14 protein-coding genes are annotated in these 22,802 nt (G+C 36.9%); 2 read left to right on the plus strand and 12 right to left on the minus strand.

What is annotated here, in order from left to right; genetic code table 11:
• The first annotated feature begins 182 nt into the window (after positions 1 to 182).
• Positions 183 to 2,936 (plus strand): outer membrane beta-barrel protein, encoded by a 2,754-nt coding sequence (locus ACNQGH_RS05385; RefSeq protein ID WP_417954962.1) that lies wholly within the window; start codon positions 183 to 185, stop codon positions 2,934 to 2,936.
• Positions 2,937 to 3,082: 146 nt separating this feature from the next.
• Here ACNQGH_RS05385 and fbp read toward each other — a convergent pair whose 3' ends face one another.
• From fbp to rhaT, 8 genes are all read right to left on the minus strand, one after another.
• Positions 3,083 to 4,102 carry a class 1 fructose-bisphosphatase gene (fbp, locus tag ACNQGH_RS05390; RefSeq protein ID WP_417954963.1) on the minus strand — a complete coding sequence of 340 codons (1,020 nt, stop codon included), beginning with the start codon at positions 4,100 to 4,102 and terminating at the stop codon, positions 3,083 to 3,085.
• Positions 4,103 to 4,226: 124 nt separating this feature from the next.
• A complete protein-coding gene (locus ACNQGH_RS05395; RefSeq protein WP_417954964.1) occupies positions 4,227 to 4,814 on the minus strand; it encodes a LutC/YkgG family protein in 588 nt (195 codons plus the stop codon).
• On the minus strand, positions 4,807 to 6,201 hold the full coding sequence (locus tag ACNQGH_RS05400; protein ID WP_417954965.1) for a lactate utilization protein B: 1,395 nt from the start codon (positions 6,199 to 6,201) through the stop codon (positions 4,807 to 4,809). Before ACNQGH_RS05400 ends, ACNQGH_RS05395 begins: the two co-directional genes overlap by 8 nt.
• Positions 6,198 to 6,935 carry a (Fe-S)-binding protein gene (locus tag ACNQGH_RS05405; protein WP_417954966.1) on the minus strand — a complete coding sequence of 246 codons (738 nt, stop codon included), beginning with the start codon at positions 6,933 to 6,935 and terminating at the stop codon, positions 6,198 to 6,200. Before ACNQGH_RS05405 ends, ACNQGH_RS05400 begins: the two co-directional genes overlap by 4 nt.
• Position 6,936: 1 nt before the next feature.
• The gene (locus tag ACNQGH_RS05410; protein WP_417954967.1) at positions 6,937 to 8,298 is read right to left on the minus strand and encodes an FGGY-family carbohydrate kinase; all 1,362 of its coding nucleotides are present in this window, start codon (positions 8,296 to 8,298) and stop codon (positions 6,937 to 6,939) included.
• Between the two features lie 13 nt (positions 8,299 to 8,311).
• The gene (locus tag ACNQGH_RS05415; protein WP_417954968.1) at positions 8,312 to 9,586 is read right to left on the minus strand and encodes a sugar isomerase; all 1,275 of its coding nucleotides are present in this window, start codon (positions 9,584 to 9,586) and stop codon (positions 8,312 to 8,314) included.
• 370 nt (positions 9,587 to 9,956) lie between these two features.
• Entirely contained in the window at positions 9,957 to 12,098 is a 2,142-nt protein-coding gene (locus tag ACNQGH_RS05420) for a bifunctional aldolase/short-chain dehydrogenase (RefSeq protein WP_417954969.1), read from the minus strand.
• Between the two features lie 42 nt (positions 12,099 to 12,140).
• The gene (rhaT, locus tag ACNQGH_RS05425) at positions 12,141 to 13,196 is read right to left on the minus strand and encodes an L-rhamnose/proton symporter RhaT (RefSeq protein WP_417954970.1); all 1,056 of its coding nucleotides are present in this window, start codon (positions 13,194 to 13,196) and stop codon (positions 12,141 to 12,143) included.
• A 715-nt stretch (positions 13,197 to 13,911) separates the two neighbouring features.
• Between rhaT and ACNQGH_RS05430 the strand changes: the two genes are divergently transcribed.
• Positions 13,912 to 14,952 carry a GntR family transcriptional regulator gene (locus ACNQGH_RS05430; protein ID WP_417955007.1) on the plus strand — a complete coding sequence of 347 codons (1,041 nt, stop codon included), beginning with the start codon at positions 13,912 to 13,914 and terminating at the stop codon, positions 14,950 to 14,952.
• A gap of 139 nt (positions 14,953 to 15,091) precedes the next feature.
• Here the strand turns inward: ACNQGH_RS05430 and ACNQGH_RS05435 are convergent, their stop codons facing one another.
• The 4 genes from ACNQGH_RS05435 to ACNQGH_RS05450 all read right to left on the minus strand — a co-directional run bounded on the left by ACNQGH_RS05435 (position 15,092) and on the right by ACNQGH_RS05450 (position 22,685).
• Complete coding sequence (locus tag ACNQGH_RS05435) at positions 15,092 to 16,963, minus strand: rhamnogalacturonan lyase (protein ID WP_417954971.1); 1,872 nt, start codon at positions 16,961 to 16,963, stop codon at positions 15,092 to 15,094.
• A 32-nt stretch (positions 16,964 to 16,995) separates the two neighbouring features.
• Entirely contained in the window at positions 16,996 to 20,625 is a 3,630-nt protein-coding gene (locus ACNQGH_RS05440; protein ID WP_417954972.1) for a DUF4450 domain-containing protein, read from the minus strand.
• Positions 20,626 to 20,760: 135 nt separating this feature from the next.
• Complete coding sequence (uxuA, locus tag ACNQGH_RS05445; RefSeq protein WP_417955008.1) at positions 20,761 to 21,927, minus strand: mannonate dehydratase; 1,167 nt, start codon at positions 21,925 to 21,927, stop codon at positions 20,761 to 20,763.
• A 20-nt stretch (positions 21,928 to 21,947) separates the two neighbouring features.
• A complete protein-coding gene (locus ACNQGH_RS05450; RefSeq protein WP_417954973.1) occupies positions 21,948 to 22,685 on the minus strand; it encodes an SDR family NAD(P)-dependent oxidoreductase in 738 nt (245 codons plus the stop codon).
• Between the last annotated feature and the right edge of the window lie 117 nt (positions 22,686 to 22,802).

Below are 22,802 nucleotides of genomic sequence, written 5' to 3' on the forward strand. Positions count from 1 at the left end.
TGTACCAATCTATGATTTTATTTATGGAGTAATTTAAGAGCCCATTAAACAGTATTTATTTATTTATTTGATCATTTCTTTAACAAACAGTTCAGAACAGTTTTGCCCTAATTAATAAGTACGTTTGAAATATTAAATAAAAACCTACAATCAAGGGCCAATCTATTTATAATACGAATCATATGAAAACAACTTTGAGCATTATTTTTTCGTTACTATGCTATTTTTCTTCATTTGCGCAAAACAATAGTATCTTAAAAGGTAAAATAGTAAAGGATAAATCGCAATTGCCTATAGAGTCAGCAACGGTTTATCTGATTTCGGCTAGAGATTCTGCAGTTGTTAATTATACTATTTCCGATAAAAATGGATTTTTTAAACTGGAGCTCAATAAAATTCCCCAAAATGTGATTTTGAAAATATCCGCGGAAGGCTATAAAGGGTTCTCTCAAAAAATAGAAAAAATTACGACGAATAAAGATTTGGGCATTTTGCAATTGACAGAACAGCTAAATATACTTAGCGAAGTGGTTGTAAAAAGTATGGCTCCGCCAATACGCATCAAGAAAGATACTTTAGAATTTAGTGCGTCTTCATTTAAAATGCGCCCCGATGCCAATGTTGAGGCACTATTGAAACAATTGCCAGGAGTGGTTATTGATGCAGACAAGAAAATTACCGTAAACGGAAAAGAAGTCAATCAGATTTTGGTCAATGGGAAACCCTTTTTTGGTGAAGACGGAAAAATTGCGCTTCAAAATTTGCCATCAGAGCTAATTAAGAAAGTACAAGTTTCAGATACCAAAACTAAAGAAGAAGAGTTCACAAAGCAAGCTTCCAGTTCTAATAATTCGACGATAAATCTAACTACAGAAAAAGACAAAAACAAAGGTTTTTTCGGGAAATTCATGGGGGGCTACGGGACAGCAAATCGTTATGAAACCAGTACATTGATGAGTTATTTTAAGGATAAGAGAAGATTAAGTTTTTTAGCATCTTCTAATAATATCAATGCTTCCGGGTTTTCTATGGATGAAGTTTTTGACAATATGGGCGGTGGAAGAAATTCGGGTTCACGAGTTGGTAGCGCTTACAACGTTTCGAGTGTCGGAAATGGAATTGTTCGATCAAATATGATCGGGTTGAATTATTCCGATGAATGGTTTAAAGGATTTAAACCCAATGGGAATTATTCTTTTACTAATTCTGATTCTGAAAATAAAAATAAAACGACAGAACTTACTGTGTTGCCAACGAGTACTATTCTTTCCAAGTCAAATACTGCGACCAAAAGAGAATTTTTTGGACATGATCTGGATCTTAATTTTGAATATCAAATTAACCCTTCAACTAAAGTCATCATTACGCCCAAATTAAAAAAAGGTTCTACTACATCAAGTTCTGATTATAATAAAGCGACTTGGGATGATACCAACCAATTGATAAATGAAAGCAACTCATTAAAGAGTTTGGAAACTGACTATACAAATTTCGAAAACAATATTTCCTTTTTTAAATCAATGAAGAAAAAAGGAAGGTTTTTTACGACGAATTTTCAAAATATAAATTCAAAAAACGATTCCAATTCTTTGACAAATTCGACTACCTTGTTCTATCAAGGGACTAATCCAGATGACATTCGTAATCAGAAGAGCAGAACAATCAATCTGAGAGATAAATACGCTAACTCCATTCGGTATACAGAACCCATTACCGATTCTTTAAGTATCAATTTCAACATCTCTTCTTATTTGGATAAAACATCTGATGACAAAAAAACGTTCGATTTTAATTCGGGTACAGATACCTATAGCGATCGTAGTGAATTGATGACCAATTTTATTTCTTCATCAACATTACAAATTACTCCTTCGGTAGGGTTTGCAATCCGTAAAAATAAATTTGATTTAAGAGTATCGGCGAATGCCTTCTTTGTCAGAGCAGACTTCCGTTCTTTGTATTTGAATTCCACTACTGATTTGAATAAAAACTTTGTTATTCCAGATGCAGATATCGATTTTACTTATAAATTATCAAAATCAAAAACATTTCGTGGGGGATACCATAGTGGCTTTTGGATTCCCAAAGGAGATTATTTTTTGTCTGTTGCTAATTTAGAAAATCCATTGAACACTATTATTGGCAATCCAGAAATTAGACTACAAAAAAATCACAGGACTAATTTTGGTTTTGAAAATTATGATTTCCAATCCCGCTCCGGTTATTACGTATATTCGAATCTAACCTATTATGACATCAACTTCGTCCCATCTTCTGTATATAACGAAAACGGAAAACAAACCACCACTTATGCAAACGTATTTGGAACTTACAATGCTAATTTAGGCGCTAATTGGAGTAAATCAATAAAAAAAGAGGCGCATACTTTCGGTTATAATTTTGGGGTAAATGCTAATTTAAACTTGGATAAAGGTTTTACGAATGGGGAATTGTATGCTGCAAAAACATTGCGATTTTCATCGGGTTTAAGATTATCATATGACTATGGGGAATTGCTAAGTATAAAACCGTCCTATAACTTTTCCTATGATAAAACAAGATATACGAACAATAACATTGGTTCAAGATCTAATAAATTACATAATTTTAATATTGAAACGACTAATTATTGGCCAAAGAATTGGGTTTTCGGGAATGATTTTGGCTATTCCTATAATTCTAATATTTCGGGTGGTTTCAAAAAAGATTTCTATCTGTGGAATACGAGTTTGTCCTATAAATTCTATAACGATAAAATGACGTTCAAAGTAAAGGTTTATGACATCTTGAATCAAAATCAAAGTACCATGAGAACCATAACACCTACAGCGGTCATCGATACTGAAAATACAGTTTTAAAGCGATATGCTATGTTTTCATTGTTGTACAAATTTCAAAATTTTGCCATTAAAAAAGATAAGGAAGGTAAAAAATAAATAACAAATCCAATTGGGACTACATACCGAAAGGAAGAAATTATAATAGCAAAAATGGCACATCTTTGAGAAGGAAGTGCCATTTTTACTATACTATTAATCGATATGAAACACCATTAATCCTGTTGCTCGATGAGCAGCTGGCACTAATAATTCTCCAATACCGCTTTATGTATAAATTCTTCCACTTTCTGCACCATATTGGCACTACCACAAAAGAAAGGAGTTCTTTCATGCAATGCTGTAGGTAAAATTTCCATTATTCTGGAAACCCCGTCTGAAGCTTTGCCCCCAGCCTGTTCTGCTATAAATGCCATCGGGTTACATTCATATAACAGTCTTAATTTTCCTTTGGCTGCCCCTGAGCTGGTTGGATACAAATAGATCCCTCCTTTAATCATATTTCTATGCATGTCTGAAGCTAAACTTCCAATATATCTTGAGGTATAAGGTCTGTCGGCTTCTTCCAATTGACAATATTTAATATAATCTTTGACTCCTTGCGGAAAATGAACATAATTCCCCTCATTTACAGAATAAATAGAGCCATCAACCGGAAATTTCATTTTTGGATGTGATAAGTAAAAAGTCCCAATAGCGGGATTCAAAGTAAATCCATTTACGCCGTGACCCGTCGTATAAACAATCATCGTCGAGGTTCCGTAGATCACATAACCAGCTGCCACCTGGTTGATTCCAGGCTGCAAAAAATCTTCCAGTGTGACTGGCGTTCCTAAGGGTGATACTCTCCTATAAACGGAAAAAATGGTTCCAACTGAAACATTCACGTCTATATTTGAAGACCCGTCTAAAGGATCCATCAAAACAACATATTTATTATTATTGCTGTTGTCGCTACCTTGCACTGTGATAAAATCATCATTTTCCTCTGAGGCAATACCACAGACAATCTCGCGATTTATTAAGGTTTGAATAAAAGTTTCATTGGCATAAACATCCAATTTTTGCTGGTCTTCGCCTTGTATGTTTTTCTCTCCTATAGCGCCAATAATATCTACTAATCCCGCCTTGTTCACTTTATAACTGACTACTTTTGCAGCCAATCGGATAGAGTTAAAAATTCGAGATAGTTCACCTGATGAATATTGAAAATCTTTTTGGTTTTCAATAATAAATTCTCCTAAGGTTTTGTTGCTTTCTTCCATTATGAATTTTCATTTATTGGTTACTATTTTTATTTTTGATAAAATTCGTAATGTAAAACCATTAAAAAATGCATTCTCATTTCTGCTGCTCTTAAATTGGCTCTTTCAGGGAAAAAATAAAAAACTAGTCCATAAGAAACACCGTTAATCCTCTGGCTCCATGGGCGCCTAAAACTAATGATTGCTCAATATCTGCTGTTTTCGAAGGTCCGGCTATAAAAGTCCCAAAACCATATTCTTGATTTCCGATACGGTCATACGCCTGATGCATAGTGGCCAGAATGTCTTTTTTAGGCACTACAATTGCCAAATATTGCGTAATGAATGGAGCAACACGCTGTCCTAATATAGCATCCGTTACCCACAAGGCAGAATTTTCAGCCACACCAAAATGAGCTTTAATTAAAGTCAATTCTACATTTTCTAACGTATGCGGATCATCGTTAAACCAATCAGTCGCAGCTATTTCAGCAAGTTCCGGAATGGTAGTGATTATCCTTTTTTCGGTAGCATAATTTTTCTTGACAAAGCCAACTATAGCTTCATAATTAGGAACTTCAACAAAGTCTCCACCAATACCCTGCAATACTGCCTTGTATTTATCGAGTATCTCAAAAGCTTCCAACCCTAAAGCACCCAAATCGGGTAATTCACTGATTGCTGTCGGTTGATTTTGTTTTATTTTTTCTAAAATACTGGCTCTGCTACTCATTTTGTTTGTCTTTAGATTCCTTTCCATTTTTCTTGTACCATTCTCTAAATGATTCCTCAGGTGGTGCAGGCATTTCTCTTTGTTTATACCAGGGATTAAGGCTATTATTGACCAAAATCGGCATGTTTTTCATCACAAATCGTCCTGCTTTGCCAGCGAAATCAAAAACCATGGGATTGGCCAGAACGGTTGCCATCCCTTTCATTGCGACTGTTTTTCCCAATGGAGAATGTCCTTCTTTTACCAATACCTGACGCCATTTATACAATTGATCGTGAATATCAATTTTTACCGGACAAACATTGGTGCAGGAACCACAAAGTGTACTGGCAAAAGGCAAATCGGCATTTTTGCTCATGTCCAAATTAGGTGCCAATATGGAACCAATTGGTCCCGCCACCGCATTGTGATAACTATGTCCTCCACTTCGTCTGTAAACCGGACAGGTGTTCATACATGCCCCACAACGGATGCATTTCAATGAACTCCTGAAATCTTCTCTGCCCAATTGGGTCGTTCTGCCATTATCAACAATAACAATATGCGTTTCTTTCCCGTCTCTAGGCGTTTTAAAATGACTGGAAAAAGTGGTAATCGGTTGTCCGGTAGCACTTCTTGCCAATAATCGCAGGAAAACGCTCAAATGTTTGCGCTGCGGAATTATTTTTTCAAAACCCATACAGGCAATATGTACATCAGCAAGATGCACACCCATATCAGCATTACCTTCATTGGTACACACTACTATTTCACCTGTTTCAGCAATGGCAAAATTGACTCCTGTCAAAGCCACTTTTCTCGTAAGGAAAGTATCTCTTAGATGTAATCTCGCCGCTTCGGTTAAATATTGGGGGTCATTGTTTCCTTTTTCAGTTCCCAGATGCTCGTGAAAAGTTTCACTTACATCTTCTTTTTTGAGGTGAATCGCAGGTAGAACAATATGACTTGGCGGTTCTTTTCTAAGTTGAACAATACGTTCTCCTAAATCGGAATCGATTACATCAATTCCTTTTTCGGATAAATATTCATTCAAATGGCATTCTTCAGTAAGCATTGATTTAGATTTAACCATCTGCTTCACGCCATGTTTTTCCATTATGGAATGGACTATTTTATTGTGCTCATCGGCATCCGCAGCCCAATGAATAGTAACTCCGTTTTTCTGGGCATTCGATTCAAATTCAAGTAAATAATCATGAATATTCGAAAGCACATTATTCTTGATGTCTGAAGCTGTTTCTCTTAGCAATTCCCATTCCGGAATTTGAAACGCTGCTTTATCTCTTTTTTCACGAACAAACCAAAGCGTTTCATCATGCCAGTCTACTCGTTTAACATCTTTATTAAAAATCGCTGCGGCTTCGCTATGTTCTAAATTACGTTTCATATAGTAGCGTTTAATATTTCCGCAATGTGAATAATTTGTATCGGGCTTTTTTGTCTTTTCAAAATGCCTTCTAAGTGCATTAAACAAGACATATCACCACCGGTAATGAATTCTACCTGATGGTCTTCATGATCTTTTATTCGGTCCTGCCCCATTTTTACAGAAATAGCTTCTTCGGTAACACAAAAAGTACCTCCGAATCCACAACATTCATCTTTTCTGCTTAAGGAAACCAGCTGTATTCCTGCTACTTTGCTTAACAATTGTTCCGGTTTAGAGAAAAAAGGAGCATTCAACTCACTCATTTGCGAAAGCTTCAATCCACGCTGTCCGTGGCAACTTTGATGCATACCTACTTTGTGGGGGAAATTTCCGGGAACCATTTCGATTTTCAAAATATCAGTAATAAACTCCGTTAATTCGAAAACTCGTTTTCTTATTTGAGAAGCCAATGCTTCATTGTTTTGATCATGCAAATGTTCTTTGACATGCAATACACAACTTCCCGAAGGGCAAACAATATAATCAAATTCGGCAAAATTGGCAATAAAATTGCTGTCGCAACCTTTCGTCAAATGAGCGTATCCGCTATTGGCCATGGGTTGCCCGCAACAGGTTTGCTTCATTGGAAAACGAACATCACAGCCTAATTTCTGTAATAATTCATAGGTTGCAATAGCCACTTTTGGGTAAAATTGGTCCACATAACAGGGTATAAAAAGTCCAATTTTCATATTAATGTTTGTAAAATTTTAAATCAATCAAATCATTTTGAATCGGCTTCGGATTCCAATTTTTATGAATGGCCAATGCAGCACCTAAAGCACTGGCTTGCGCCATTGAAGCGGCATATACTTCCATTTCCGGGAAAGCTTCTGCCAGTAAATTCATAAAAATAGCGTTTTTACTAAAACCACCGTCCACAAATACTTTTTTAACGGGACTGTTATGAATCACTAATTGGGTGGAAAGAATTTGCTGTGCAATGATATCCAACATCAATTGATGATAGGCAATTTCGTAATTTTTAAAATCGCCAAGGTTTCTCTTTTCAAAAGGAGATTCCTTAAGTATTTTATATTTATCTTCACTGGAAGAATACCTTTTAAGGTTGATTTCTCTCAATTTAGAAATGATGTTTTTATCATAAACGACCTCTTTATACGTATCCAGGGGCACTCCAAAATGACTCGCTAACTTTTTGGTTTGCACTTCATGCTCATTTCCTGCAAACAAGCGAGCTGCCTTTACTGGCTTTTCTTTGTATTGCAAATAACACAAACAATCGTATTGCATTTCGTCAAAAGTAAGTGGTGTAGTATTGAACGGATTCATCGAAATGCTCCAGGTTCCGGTGGACAACAAAACAAAAGGTTCCGTGAAATTTATCATATAAGGGATAATCGCTGAAGAACTATCATGTAATCCTGCTCCAACAGCTATACCTCCTAATACATTTACGGTATTTTCAGCATCATGAATACGCGGAATTTTCTCGGCAATATTTTCTTTTTTAATCCATTTGTGATACTTCATCTTTTTGAAATTCCAAAGATTGGTATGGCAACCGATACTGGTAATGTCAGTAAAATATTGGCCCGTTAAAAGAGAACTTAAATATTGTGGCAAGTGCAAACAATAGGCTACTTTCGCAAACAATTCCGGATTTTCCTCTTTCAAACGGTAAATCTGCATGCCGGAATTTAGACTTCCTAAAACAGGAGAAGCTGTTTTCAGCGCAAACTTCTCTTCTCCTTTGTATGTATCATAAAATTTTTTCTTTAAAGCTTCCGGATACTCTTTAAGGTAATTATATAGTGGCGTTAAAGAGTTACCCTCTTCATCCACATAAATAAAACTTGCTCCGTAGGTACTAAAATTTACCGCTTTTAAGATATACTCTTTTAACTCCTGCATTTCTGATAACCTGTAAACGATCCAGTTCCTGAGTTCTGCAATATCTTCGCAAGGGAAACCATCTTCATCCACTGTTTCAGGAAGATTTACTGATCTTTCCCAAACAATTTGATAGTTTTCATTAAACAGAAAGACTTTTTTGTTTGTTTTACCAATATCAAAAATCGCTACTACATTCATTTTTGATTGGTTTTTACAAGCCCGTAGCTACTGTTTTAAATCCTCTTTCATTAATAAGTCCCTTTCTTACTGCAAGATCACGGTATAATCCAACCGGGTTCAATGCAGCTCCAGAACGCAAACGTGCTTCGGCAACTAAGGCGCGAACATCCGTGCGAAAAGCATTTTGCAAAATCTCCTGCGCCGTAACGACATCATTTTCATTTTGAGCAATTTCCAATGCTTTTCTGTCAACAGAAAGTGCCTGTGCGTAAGCAACCATAATCGCTTCTACCGATTGCAATAAATCTTCCATGGGATCTTTTACGTTATGAGAAGCATCAATCATCCAGCCTAAATCTTTGGCATGATTCATTCCTCTGGCATCCATTCCTTCTACCAATTCATTGAAAATCAAGAATAATTGGTATGGTTTTAATGCACCAGCAGTCAAATCATCATCACCATATTTCGAATCATTGAAGTGGAAACCACCTAATTTTTCTTCCATAAGCAACAATGCTACAATTTGCTCAATATTAGCATTTGGTAAATGGTGACCTAAATCAACCAAAGTGAAGGCTTTGTCTCCTAATTTTTTTACATAAGAATACGATTGCCCCCAATCGGCTACTGTGGTAGAATAAAAGTTAGGTTCAGCACATTTGTATTCTAAATACAGTTTCCAGTTCGATGGCAATGCTGCATAAATTTCTTCTAAACTTTCCAATGTGTTTTGATATGCTCTACGGAAATTCAATTGTCCCGGAAAGCAAGAACCATCAGCAAGCCAAACCGTTAATGATTCAGAACCTAAAGCAATTCCTTGCTGAATCACTTCAATATTATGGTCAATGGCTTGTTTACGAACCGCTTTATTTACGTTTTGTAACGACCCAAATTTATAGGAATGCGCCTGATTGGCCTGATCCTGAAATGTATTGGAATTTACAGCGTCAAATTTTAAATTGTGTTGTGCGGCTAATACTTTAATGGCTTGATAATCTGTCGGTATATCCCAAGGAATGTGTAAAGAGATCGCTCCGGAAGCATTGTTTAAAGCATGTAACAAACCTACATCTTCAATTTTTTCTTCTAATGAACGTGGTTCTCCACCCCCTGGAAAACGACCAAAACGGGTTCCTCCTGTTCCTAAAGCCCAAGATGGGATGGCAATTTGGAAATCAATTAATTTTTGGATAATGTTTTCGGTTTCTGCAATCTCTGACGCTGTGAAAACCAACTTGTTTTTATGAGCCTTTAACAGGTCATCATTATGGGAAGCTATTTTGTATGATTCGATTAACATAATATTTTTTTTTAAAGGTAAATAAAAAACTTCTTTTTAAAGGAGCAGTTTTGATGAAATGCAGGATTTAGTTTCCGTAATTTCGCTCCGGTATTTTAACCACTTTGCATGGTATGGAATGCGGTGGTAATTGGTCCATTAGACCCGGGTGAACTGTTTAAAATTGGAACAAAGAATTGATCACGTACAAAAGTATTCTTTTACCTTATCTCTGTCAAAACTTTTTTTAAACTTCTTTTTCAAACATTTCAATCGTTTGAAATTTAGGTAAATCCAACGTCCGTAATTCACGGACGTTAGAAAAACCAATCTAAAAACCAATTTAAAATCAACATGTTAACCAGACATGTTAAACCAAATATCTAAAAACTTATCTGTAAAAGCCCATTGCTACTCCGCCATCAACATTCAAAGCGTTTCCTGTTGATTTATTCAACAAGCCACCAACGAATGCAAAACAAGCATTAGCAATATCATCCGGCAATATAATTTCATTCAATAACGTACGTTTGGCATAGTAAGCAGGCAATTCTGCCACGGTAATACCGTACGCTTTGGCACGACCTTCAGCCCAACCGCCTGACCAAATATTGGAATCAGAGATTACTGCATCCGGGTTTACCGTATTCACACGGATTTTATCCGCGCCCAATTCGGCAGCCATCAGACGCGTTAAGTGCGCCTGAGCTGCTTTTGCTGAACCATAACCAGGGTTATTTGGTCCTGCAACTACTGCATTTTTAGATACGATATTTACAATATCTCCACCAAATCCTTGCTTACGCATTACTGCTGTTCCTGCTTTAGAAACAATAAATTGTCCTTTTACCAAAATATCATACAATCTATCCCATTCTTCTAAGGTATGTTCTGCAATAGATTTTGAGATACTGATTCCCGCATTATTAACGATAATATCTACTCCACCAAAAGCCAAACAGGCAGCATCCAATGCTTTTTCAGTACTGTTTTCATCTGTTACATTCAATAAAGTGCTAGAAATTGCATCCTTTCCAAAGGTCTTGATGAAATCAGCAGTAGCACCTTGCAAACGCTCTTCGTTGATATCATTGATAACAACACAGGCACCTTCTTCTGCAAATCTTTTTGCGATAGCTTTTCCAATTCCTCCTGCAGAACCTGTAATCAAAGCGATTCGCCCTGACAACGCTTTTGGTTTAGCCATACGTTGCAATTTAGCCTCTTCCAATAACCAGTATTCGATATCAAAAGCTTCCTGACGAGGCAATGAGGTATATTCTGAAACAGCCTCAGCACCTTTCATCACGTTGACTGCATTGATGTAATATTCGGATGCCAAACGTGCCATCGTTTTATCTTTTGCGAAGGTAAACATACCCACTCCCGGGTATAAAATCACCACAGGATTCGGATCACGCATTGCTGGTGAATTCGATTTCTTGCAGGTATTGTAATATTCTGAATACATCAAACGGTAGGCTTCAAAAGCTGGTGTTAACTTTGCTTTAATCGCTTCCACATCCGATAAATCTTCATTGGGATCTAGTTCCAGCACCAAAGGACTGATTTTAGTACGCAAGAAATGGTCTGGACAAGAAGTTCCAAGAGGAGCTAATTTTTCTAAATCATTCGAATTAATAAATTCCAAAACTCTGGAATCATCTGTATAATGACCAATCATTTTACGTTCTGATGAACAGAAACCACGTAATATCGGAGCTACTTTGGCCGCTTTCAATTTACGAGCATCTTCTGAAAGGCTTTCCATTTTTTGACCTCCAAAAACTGGACGTTTTTTTCCGTAGTTGCTTTCTAAATAGGCAGCACATTTTTCAGTTACTTCAAGTGTGTTGACATAACTTTCATATGAAGTGTCTCCCCAGGTAAACAAACCATGAGAACCCAACATTACACCTTTTAATTTTTTTCCTTTTGCTTCAGCTTCTTCAAGACAAGTACGCATTTGTAATCCCAAGTCAAAACCTGGACGTTGCCATCCCACCCAACCGATTTCTCCGTTGAATAACTCTTCGGTTATTTTGGCTCCGTCTTTTGCTGCTGCAATAGCAATAGCAGCATCCGGATGCAGGTGATCGATATGTTTAAATGGTAAGAAACCGTGCAATGGCGTATCGATAGAAGGCGCTTTTGAAGCTAAATCAAAAATACAATGGTTGAATAATTCCACCATTTCGTCTTCAAATTCGATGCCTCTGTATACGTTCTCCAGATTGCGAAGTCTTTCTAAATAAAGCGCTGCACAACCCGATCGGGTTAATGTTCCAATATCGCCACCGGAACCTTTGATCCACATTACTTCAGAATCTGCTCCTGTTAATGGGTCTTTATCAGTGATTTTTACAGAAGTGTTTCCACCGCCATAGTTCGTTAGTCTCAAATCGGCTCCTAATAAATTAGAACGATAGATGAAAAGTGCTACTTCATCTCCTGCTAATGCTGCCGCTTTTGCATCATCCCAAAGGTAGCTTACGTGCTGAAAAGTCATGTTGTTTGTATTTATATTTGACATAGTGTTATAATAAAAATGTTTATAAAAGAGTTTGAATATGAATTAAAGTGAATTTCCAATACCTACCAAAAAGATGGAAGCCAGGATCAGACCGATACCCCAAAGGAATGTTCTGAAAGTCTTTTTGGACACGCCAGACCATTCTTTTAAATAAAAGCCCCAAAAGTTAGCCGTCAGAATAATGGTTGCCATGTGTAAAATCCACGAGCTGGCTCCATTACCCAATTTGCTTTCCCCCATTCCGTAAAAGAAGAATTGCAAAAACCACATCGTACCGGCAATAGCTGAGAACAATGTGTTTTTAGCGATTGGAGTTTGACTGTTAGTATAATCCCCGAAAGTTTTATTTTTGAAATTTAGGTACATACACCAAATAAAGTTGGTAGTAAGTCCTCCCCATAGCAACACAACATAAGTCACATTGTTTTGAAACAAAGGATTAAAACCTAATTTTACCGCCTCATCTGCCATTGGTTTTCCTGCTTCTATTCCAAAATTGAAAAATGAACTCAGGATACCTGAAATAATAGCAATGATCAGTCCTTTGACCAAACTAAATTCTTTTTCAGTAATATGCGACTTATCTGCCCCTTCAAAATCAAGTTCTTTAAGCATTCCGGCTTTTCCTGAAATAGCAATTCCGATAAGACAAACCAAAACACCTAACAAAACCAATTGACCTCCTGTATTGGAAAGCATATCAGTAAAAGAAACTTTACCGGCAACGGGATGAAAATTATAATAGATAGAAGGCACTAATGCTCCAAAAGCAGAACAAAAACCCAATGTAATGGAGTTCCCTAATGACATTCCCAAATAACGAACCCCAAGACCATAGGTAAGTCCTCCTATTCCCCAAATCAATCCCATAGAATAGGTAACGGCCTTAACTGTTGGAACTGCCGCCCTAATAATATCGGCAAAACCAGGAATGGTTAAATAAGCTGCAATGGGAGGAACGATTAACCAGGAGAAAAATCCCCCTACAATCCAGTAGCTTTCCCATGCCCAACCTTTCACCTTTTTGAAAGGCATATAAAAACTTCCCGAGGAAAAACCTCCTATGGAGTGAAAAAGAATACCGAGTAATGATTCCATCTACTATTTTAATTTATAGGGTTACTAATTTTAGATTTGTAAAATAAAAGAATATCTAAAACAAAACTGTCCTGTACTATCCTTATAGGAGAAAATGCATCTGCTTCAAAAAACAAATTTCACAAACAGATACAATCTTATTTTTTCATCCAATTAAAAATACACTGAAGCTAAAAATTCGATGTATTAATTTTAACAGCTACTCTTGCTTTACCCTAATTAACACCTATTTAGACAGAAACCATTACAGACAATTAGAGTATATCGCTGTTTCTTGTTTTCTAAAATACTTTAGTTATCAACGGTTGCTTTTTTGAGTCAACATTTTACAAATCGTTATTCCAGGGAGGTAATTATTTTAGTAATCTCATAATTTAATACTACTTTTTTTATAATATCTCTTTATTTAATCTAAAATTTAAAATAATAGTGATATTATTATAGTGATTTAATATTAAAAATCTATATTTGTGTAATCGATTGCATCAAAATGAAAATGTATTTTTTTTGTAGAAAAGGTTGTTTGGGATAAGGATGGATACTACAGTAAGATTTAGCTGCTAAATTATTTCCTTTAAACCACAACTTCTAAATGAGGAAAATAAGAAGTAACAACACTTATTTTTTTTAGTCGAAAAACTAGTGTCTCAACAGAATGCCAATAATTTAAAAATTAAATACCTGTAGTATGGGATGTAATTTATTTAATATGGATATGATTAAATTTATTAAGATAGACGAAAATTCACGAGTGCCTAAATACAAGCAGATCGTAGATTCTATTATCTTTAATATTTCCATTGGAAATCTCAAAATAGATCAAAAAATCCCGTCAATTAATATGTTTAGTGAGGATTTTTATATTTCCAGGGATACCGTAGAAAAGGCATACAATATTTTAAAAGAGCGAAAAGTAATTTCATCCATTAGAGGCAAGGGCTATTATATAACCCGAACAAAACTAATCTCGAAGGTAAATATTCTATTTTTAATTAATAAGTTGAGCCCTTATAAAATGACAACTTACAACTCTTTTGTTAATAGCATCGGTGCAAATTCCAATACAGATTTGCTTATTTATCATTGTGACGAAACCTTGTTTTTGAACTTATTGGACAAAAATAAAGGAGCCTACGACTACTATGTTATAATGCCACATTTCAAAACAGAAAATTTGAAACATGTCAGTTATACTGACGAAGTGGTTAAAGCTATTAAAAGGTTGCCAAAAGAAAAGCTGATTATTATGGATAATATTAAGCTTGGAATGGACGGTGAAATTATTGAAATTTATCAGGATTTTGAAAATGATATTTACAATGCTTTAAAGGAAGGACTTACAAAAATAGTCACTTATAAAAAATTAATTTTAATTTATCCTGAAAATGCAGTATACCCCTATCCCAGAAGAATTTTACACGGATTTAAGAAATTTTGCATAGAACATGCTCTTAATTTTGAAATTCTTAATGAGGTGTACGACGATATGATTCTTAAAAAAGGGGATTTATTTATTACCATTGAAGAATCTGATCTGGTTAATTTAGTAAAGCAGGTAAGGGACGATGAATTTGTTTTGGGAAAAGACATTGGTATTATCTCCTATAACGACACTCCATTAAAGGAGCTGCTTGGAATAACCGTTATTTCAACAGATTTTAAAGTAATGGGCGAAAGTGCTTCCAGAATGATCATCAATAAAGAAAAAGGTAAAATAAAAGTACCTTTCAATTTCATCGACAGGAATTCTATTTAAGTTATTTGTTATTCTGGCAAACAGTATCAATTCAATAGCTGGAGTAGTAATACTTTCACGAAACTACTTCAATCTTTAAAACAGGAGTTTCATAAATCAGGACTCCTGCTTCAAAAAGTGCATCAACCGAAAAGCTTAATTATTTTTTTATAGATTGAGGGAAAGGTACCAGTTCTATATTTGGTTTTGGGGCAGGTTTCATTCCTTTACCCATATAAAAACTGGTATGTGGCGGTTGGTTATAACCTACATTTTGCCAAACAATACCCAGTCGGTACTGCGGGTCATGCATTAAGGTATACTGCCTTATATCAGTGGGAATAGTAGTGGTATAAATGCGTAATTCGGTGTTATCTGAGCTTCTCAGAATCAGCTCTTCTCTCCAATCTCCAAATATATCGGCAGACAGCGCAGGTGTTGATTTAGTTCCATTATTGGATAGCGCTCCTTCAGCGGTAAACAATCGGCCTTTGCCGTATTTGTCAATATAATTAGAATTGAGTAACTCCCTTGAAGCATCACCATCCCAATAAATTAAAAAGTTCGTAGACCTAGGGACTTCTCCAACGCTGTTTCCTTTAATATCGTATAGGGACGTAGCTCCTGACCACCACATTTGAGCACCGATTCTTGTTGAATCTATATTGTCTGCAACACCTCTGCCGACGTCCTCATTTAGTGCTTCAGTAAACAATACCTTTCCTGTTTCTGCTGAAAATAAGACAACTCCCGGACCTTTTGTACCTTCTTCAATTTCGTGTACTCCAAAAACTTCCAAACCAGGTACATCCGGATCAAGATCACTTACGTGTAACGCATCACCATGTCTAAAACCGGTAGTATATAATCCTTTTCCATCATCATCAATACACATCGACCCAAAAATAATTTCATCTTTTCCGTCATTATCTACGTCTGCTACGGAAAGCCCATGATTTCCCATTCCGGAATATAAATTATCTCCGTTTTTACTATCAAATACCCATCGCGAAGTTAATGTATTGTCTTTAAAATCCCATGCGGACAGAACGGTTCTTCCATAGTACCCCCGGCACATTATTACACTTGGATGCACACCATCCAAATAGGCTACACAGGCTGTAAAGCGATCTGCCCTATTTCCTGTAGCGTCATTTTTACCGTTTCCTCCTTTTCCGCCCCAAGCACCAATGTCGCCTCTTTCAGGTATATAGTCAGTCGTTGTTATTACTTTTCCGGTTCTTCCATTAAAAACAGAAAGATACTCGGGCCCTTTTAATATTTTCCCATAGGTTGCAGATTCAGGATTGGCATCTCTCCAATCTTTAGAAGCGTCCCCAATTATTTTGTTGGCACTATCCATCGATCCATCAGCTGTTTTGCACACCAATTCCGAAATACCATCTCCATCCAGATCATAGACCATAAATTGAGTGTAATGCGCCCCCTCACGGATGTTGATACCTAGATTTATTTCCCAAAGAAAAGCGCCATTTAAAGTATAAGCCTGAAAAATGGGCGGATCGGTCATTCCTTTAGAAGCATTGTCCCGTCCCCTGCCTGTTAAATGAACTATTAAATCATACTGCCCGTCACCATTGAGATCACCTACAGAAACATCATTGGCTATGTAACCCTTTTTTTCTTTTATGGGAATCGACAAATACTGTTTATCAGGACTGTTTGAGGCAATGGTGAAACTTCCTACTGTTTCTTTTTCTACTCCATTTAGAACACTTTTCACATACCAGGTATTTTCGTCCTGACTGCTGGCGGAGTTATCCATAAAATTAGTGGCACCGGTAATGAGGCTGGTATTGATTCGTACCGCTTTTTTAGCGCCACTTTTTCGATACAGGTTAAAAGCCAAATGCTGCGGATCTGTTCCTAAAACGCGCCAACCAATATAAAAATTCCCTTTTTCTTTTACGGCGATGACACCTCGATCCAGGTTTTCCATTTGCCTTTGGCTAAATGCAGCAGCTCCTGATAAAAGAAATAGAAAGAGCAATAAATATAGTTTCTTTGACATAGAATTCATCTTTAGTGTTTTTTTGTTATTTATTATCTAATAAGAGTCGCGCTCATTAAACCTATCACCACATCGCTAGCGATTGTTTTTAAGGTAAGTGTTTCCAGTTTTTTGCTTTTATCTAATGGTAGATCCAAAATGGTTGCAGCACCACCGTCGATCCCAAAATTACTATATCCCTTTATTGGCTTAAAGTCTTCAAAACTTCGTGTAATAATTCCTGATTTCAAGTATACTCTCGGCGGTTTGGGAGCATTAGTGCTAAATGCAAAACCATCAGAAAAATAGTCCTGCTCTATTGGCCACCAATTTTCAGGATTTTTAAGAAGCAAAACCTCCCTACTGCCATCAGTATAGCTGACCACTAATTCCCCATTTACAAACCTGCTTTGCATTGGGTTGGTCGTACCGGTGACCATAACATACAAATGGGAAGCATTACCTTGTAAAGGGATGCTTATACTTTCAGGGAAGTTGTCCCACAATGATGTAATTGCAATATTTTTTTGATTGGAATCGGAAGGTGTTTGTAATGAAATACCCTGAGGCGTTATAACCTGCTGGTTCGTTTTTGCTTTTTCTCGCAATCCGGAATCATCGATCGTGACCGCTATATTTGGGTAACACCAATTCCCTATGCCCTGAGTGGGAAGCTGCAAAGTAGGCGTTTGCGGTCGGGGAGATAAATAATTATAATTAAAAATATCAGTCACCTTTGCATTAAAAATTTTCGATAGCGGCACTACTTCAAATCGCTGTTCTTTTTTTATCGGAATATCCCAATCCGTAAATGAAATTTTATGTGTTTCGCCATCGTCAGTTCTTAATTCTATAGCATTGGTACCGGGAACTAAATTCTGAACAGGAATAGCAATGGTAGTGTCCCTATTTTTATGGAGGGCAACATTTTGTAAAATTGCGGTACCATAGGGACGGAAGATTAAATCACCCTTGATATTATTTTGAGAATTATTTTTTAAAGCAAAAATAAGTGTATCACCATTCAACTGTATTGGATTTCCTTCGATTTTAGGTTTTATGATAATATCTATTGGATTCCACCAAATCATATTTCCCTGCTGGAGCTTTACAAAAAAGGTTTTATCCTCACTTCCTTTTACATTCCCTTTCCACTCGGTAGCTGTTTTTAGGGTTTCGCTCAAAGCGGATTGCGGATCATATACCCCAATGATTTTCGAGCGAGATGTTCGCAGATTTATAACGTCATCAGTACTATATGTTTTCTTTACTTTAAGCTGTTCCAAATGTTCTCCTTCCCAAATTATCTCTATCTTGTACTCTTCCCTAAAAGGACTTTGTACAACAAGTTTTGGCATTCCTATTCCATCTGAAGTGCTTGTCCAATTCGTTTTTTCTCCATTTATCAATACCCTTTTTATATTTTCGTAGGGAACATTCACCACAAATTTCAATTCCATTTTTTTTGCAAAATTGGGTTTAATGGTATAGGAATCTGTATCGTTTTCTCTCGTGAAAGAAAATGAAATATCGGGAATATCCAAAGCTGCATTATTCCATTTGGCCGGCAATCCCGGTAGAATAGTCAAAATACCGGCAAGCGCATCAGGTTGAATACCAAAAAGTCCTTCAACAAGTGTGCGTGCTGCCATACCAATGGGGTCCGCAAAATCACGATATAACTCTCCTCTTATGGCATCATGAAACATCAGTTGCTCAAATCCACCCGGAGATGCCCCAATATACATACTTTCTATTAAAGCACTTTCCCACATGGTAAACGCAGTTTCTGCTTGTCCTCCCTGCCAAAAAGCCAACGAAGTATGCAGTTGTTCGGCCAGTGCCACATTATTGATAGACCAGGTATAGGGCTGCCAGTTGGTAGTGCTGATGGTGTAAAGATTTGTTCTGTCTAGTCCCCCTGCAATGATTGGAATATGAGGAATTTTAGTATCAACATACCGAAGCATTTGATAGTTTTGAAACGGATTCGAAATTTCTTCATCTATTGCATGATAAATACTCCAAATCCCGGGAGCCTCATGCAATAGTCTATTTCCTAGTGCATCTTTGTATTCTGCAAAAATCCCTTTTTTAGATATCCAAAGTTGTTCTTTTGCTGATTTGAAAATGTTTTGGGCTTCCTTTTCATAAGGCTGCGCATCCTGATGCAGCATTTTGGCAATAGTCACCGCCGTTTTATTGGCATAGTAATTATAGGCTGAAGAATGGATTACTCCTCCCCCGCTATACTGTAAGGCATCACTTGCCCATATGGAAGCATAGGCATCGTAAAGGCCATCTTCGTCGCTGTCAAAATTTCTTTTTTCCCATTTTAAATGCCGCTCAATTACAGGCCACATTTCTTTCATGAAGGTGGTGTCTCCCGTCCATTTAAAATGACGTAACAATTGATCAATAAAAACCAAATTCATGTCGTAATGATGGGCAATGGTGTTTTTATTGGGCTGTCTGCTTATGTAGCCGCTGCTAAACATGGAGGTTCCCATTTCTTCTTTTTGCCTTGCTAAATTTCTGACAGTATCAAATACTACAGGGCCAGTTAAAGGCACGGTTACTTGTGAATTCCCATAACTTGTAAAATGAGTTTTTGCCCTGTCATGCCATCCCAATGGATCCGCTACATAAGCGCCTCTCCAAGCATTTAAGTGCATGCGCCAAGCCACTGCTCCGTGCAGAAAAGCCGGACTTTCCCAGATGGCATCTGCTGCGATTGCTAATGCGCCTCCCAAAGTGTTAATGTAAGGGTCCGGCGTAACCACGGTAACTCGGGTGGCTAGCCGTTGTGTTTCTTCAACGGATTTCTTAAAAACATCGGCGAGTGCCTTTTGACTCTTGTATTTTGTATTGGTATTGTTTTCCAACATCCAATATAAGCCTGTTGGTGGAATGTTTTTTATTTTCCCGATCACGACAGCTAATGAATCTGGAGTGGAATTGTAAAGATCGAGCGGTGTGTTTTGTTTACTGGCAGCTGCCAAATGTGTTTTGGAATCAGGATGTATACCAATTAGACTTCTGTTGTTGCCTGTTTTTTCCTTGTTACTTTCTGAACCATACTCCAATAGGAATGATTCTTTTTTTAGCGTATAGCTATTATTGATGCAATAATTCGGTTGTAAATAGAATACTGATTCCGGATCAGCACCAATATCTCCGTCTCTGCTAAACTTTTTTCCACTGGCTCCCCCAAAAGCCCATATCAGGGAAATGCCTTTGGGAATAGTGCCGGTAACTTTTAATGCAAAACCTTCGCCTTCTTTTAAAGCAACAATGGCAATATACAGCACTCCGTTTTCCAAAAGGGGGTCTTCAATTTTATAGTGCATGATTCCCAGCGTGTATCGGGCATCTATTGTTTTAGCCTCGGTAATCCATTTGCTATTTGCTCCTTTAGCAAAACCAAGCTTAAAATTTCCGCCCATCCCGGGCATGTATAGTGCAAATTCAGGTAAATCGCCGGCTTCAACCCTAAATCCGGAATTAGTGCCATAAAGTGCCCGGTTAAATTTCCGCGAACCATTTTTTAATACAAAGCTATTGCCTTCCGGAGCATAATGTATTTTACGGGAAATACCGTGCCAGGGCTCTTTTTCCTGACCAATTGTTCCTATTGATGACAGAAAAAAGAGGAAAACCAGAATTTGACTATTTATTTTCATACTTAGTAGGGTTTATGCCATAGCAATTGTTTACTGTTGTAAGCACCAATAATGCAGTTATAAGTAAGTTTCTTTTGATTGAAAATGTCATTTTAGTCTTTAGTATGCTGAATTATTTTAGTAATCGAAATTATTTTATCCTTGTTTAATTTTATGCATAATTCCCATTTCTAATCCTCGTAATTCAGCCAGTCCTTTGAGTCTTCCTACTAATGAATAGCCGGGATATTGTTCTTTCCCATCTTCAATGGAATGTAGAAAACCGTGGTCGGGACGCATTGGTAAACTGACCTTTCTTTTTTGCATTAACAGAATCAATTTCTCCATTATACTTTCAATAGGATTATCCCCGTGAAGATGTTCCGATTCCCTAAAAACAGCTGCGTTGTCTCTTATTATATTTCTTAAATGCAAAAAATGGATACGGTCACCATGGTTGTCAATAATTCTTTCTAAGTCGTTTTTTACATCTGCGCCCAATGAACCAGTACAGTAACAAAGTCCGTTGGCATTAACTGGAACCGCTTCAAATAGCTGTTTTAGGTCAGATTCATTTCGAACTACTCTTGGCAATCCCATAACCGAAAAAGGTGGGTCATCTGGATGAATCGCTAGTTTTACCCCTAATGCTTCAGCAACAGGAGCAACTTCGGATAAAAAGAAAATCAAATTGGCTCGCAGTGTATCGTCATCAATATGGGTGTAATTATCCAGTAAAGCTAAAATTTCTTCTGCTGTAAAATTGACTTTACTTCCCGGCAATCCTAGCAGCACATTTTTAAACAACAATTCTTTTTCAGCATCCGAAAGCGTATTGCCGTAAGCTAATGCTACTTGTTTTTCTTCGTCCGAATAATCGTTTTCGACATTTGGTCTTTTTAATAAAAAGAGGTCAAAATAGTTAAAAGCGACCTGGTTGTAAAGTAGCGCTTTGCTTCCATCCGGATTTTCAAAGGCATGATTGGTTCGGACCCAATCCAAAATCGGCATAAAATTATATGTCACCACCTTGATGCCGCACTCAGCGATATTTTTTAGACTGATTTTATAGTTTTCAATGTAGTCTAAGTAGTTGCCGTTTGCTTTTTTAATATCCTCATGAACAGGTAAACTCTCAATTACGGTCCACTGCATTCCTGCATTTCGGATAATTTCCTGACGTGCTGCAATGGCATCGATGGTCCAAATGTCGCCAACAGGAATTTCATGCAGTGCGGTAACAATTCCTGTCACACCACATTGTCTAATATCTCTTAAAGCGATGGTGTCGTTTGGACCAAACCAGCGCATTGTCTGTTGCATTTGTTTCATTGCTTCGTTTATTAAAATCCAATACTGTTTCCACCGTCAACAGGAAGAATTGTTCCTGTTACAAATTTTGATTCGCTGGAAGCAAAATAGTATACAGCGTCAGCGATATCTGAAGGTTCACCTAAAATGCCCATTGGGGTTCTTGAAAGCACTTTGTTTTTTCTTTCAGGATCACTGTCTAAAGCCTTAGCAGACATTTTTGTTCTGATAAAACCAGGAGCTACACAATTTATCCGAATACCATATTGTGCTAATTCTACCGCCATTGCCCTTGTCATTGCTTCAATAGCACCTTTACTTGCTGTGTAAGCTATCACTTTGGGTAAACCATATTGGGAAGCCATAGAGCTGATATTGATAATAGTTCCGCCTCCGTGATTTTTCATCACTTTGACAGCTTCTCTGCTTATTGCAAAAACACTTTTTATATTAGTATGGAGAATGGATTCGAAATCGGCATCGGTTACTTCAATGAAATCTTTTTTTAGATTGATTCCGGCATTATTAACCAAAATATCGATGTTGCCTTCTTTGGCTAAACCAGTTATCATTGTTGGAATTTCCGTCAAATTATTCAAATTAAAAATGACAGGGACTGCATTTGGGCCTATTTCCGCACAAGCCGCTTCCGTTTTATCTTTAGATCTTCCTATGATAAAGGTCTTAACACCATTATCACATAATTTTTTTGCTGTTGCAAAACCTAAACCGGAGTTACCTCCCGTAACAATTGCTGTTTTTGTATTCATTTTATTGAGTTGTATCCTGCATTATTTAATTTTGATAAACCGGCATTGCGGTCATCATTCTTTTCCTCCAACTACAAATTCATCAACATAAACTACAGGTAATAACCCTATTTTTTT

Source organism: Flavobacterium kochi, assembly GCF_048286715.1.
Lineage (GTDB): Bacteria > Bacteroidota > Bacteroidia > Flavobacteriales > Flavobacteriaceae > Flavobacterium.

Bases quoted from the DNA above. Each gene is read 5' to 3' on its own strand.
- ACNQGH_RS05385 (WP_417954962.1), top strand. From the start codon at position 183: ATGAAAACAACTTTGAGCATTATTTTTTCGTTACTATGCTATTTTTCT.
- fbp (WP_417954963.1), bottom strand. From the start codon at position 4,102: ATGGAAGAAAGCAACAAAACCTTAGGAGAATTTATTATTGAAAACCAA.
- ACNQGH_RS05395 (WP_417954964.1), bottom strand. From the start codon at position 4,814: ATGAGTAGCAGAGCCAGTATTTTAGAAAAAATAAAACAAAATCAACCG.
- ACNQGH_RS05400 (WP_417954965.1), bottom strand. From the start codon at position 6,201: ATGAAACGTAATTTAGAACATAGCGAAGCCGCAGCGATTTTTAATAAA.
- ACNQGH_RS05405 (WP_417954966.1), bottom strand. From the start codon at position 6,935: ATGAAAATTGGACTTTTTATACCCTGTTATGTGGACCAATTTTACCCA.
- ACNQGH_RS05410 (WP_417954967.1), bottom strand. From the start codon at position 8,298: ATGAATGTAGTAGCGATTTTTGATATTGGTAAAACAAACAAAAAAGTC.
- ACNQGH_RS05415 (WP_417954968.1), bottom strand. From the start codon at position 9,586: ATGTTAATCGAATCATACAAAATAGCTTCCCATAATGATGACCTGTTA.
- ACNQGH_RS05420 (WP_417954969.1), bottom strand. From the start codon at position 12,098: ATGTCAAATATAAATACAAACAACATGACTTTTCAGCACGTAAGCTAC.
- rhaT (WP_417954970.1), bottom strand. From the start codon at position 13,196: ATGGAATCATTACTCGGTATTCTTTTTCACTCCATAGGAGGTTTTTCC.
- ACNQGH_RS05430 (WP_417955007.1), top strand. From the start codon at position 13,912: ATGATTAAATTTATTAAGATAGACGAAAATTCACGAGTGCCTAAATAC.
- ACNQGH_RS05435 (WP_417954971.1), bottom strand. From the start codon at position 16,963: ATGTCAAAGAAACTATATTTATTGCTCTTTCTATTTCTTTTATCAGGA.
- ACNQGH_RS05440 (WP_417954972.1), bottom strand. From the start codon at position 20,625: ATGAAAATAAATAGTCAAATTCTGGTTTTCCTCTTTTTTCTGTCATCA.
- uxuA (WP_417955008.1), bottom strand. From the start codon at position 21,927: ATGCAACAGACAATGCGCTGGTTTGGTCCAAACGACACCATCGCTTTA.
- ACNQGH_RS05450 (WP_417954973.1), bottom strand. From the start codon at position 22,685: ATGAATACAAAAACAGCAATTGTTACGGGAGGTAACTCCGGTTTAGGT.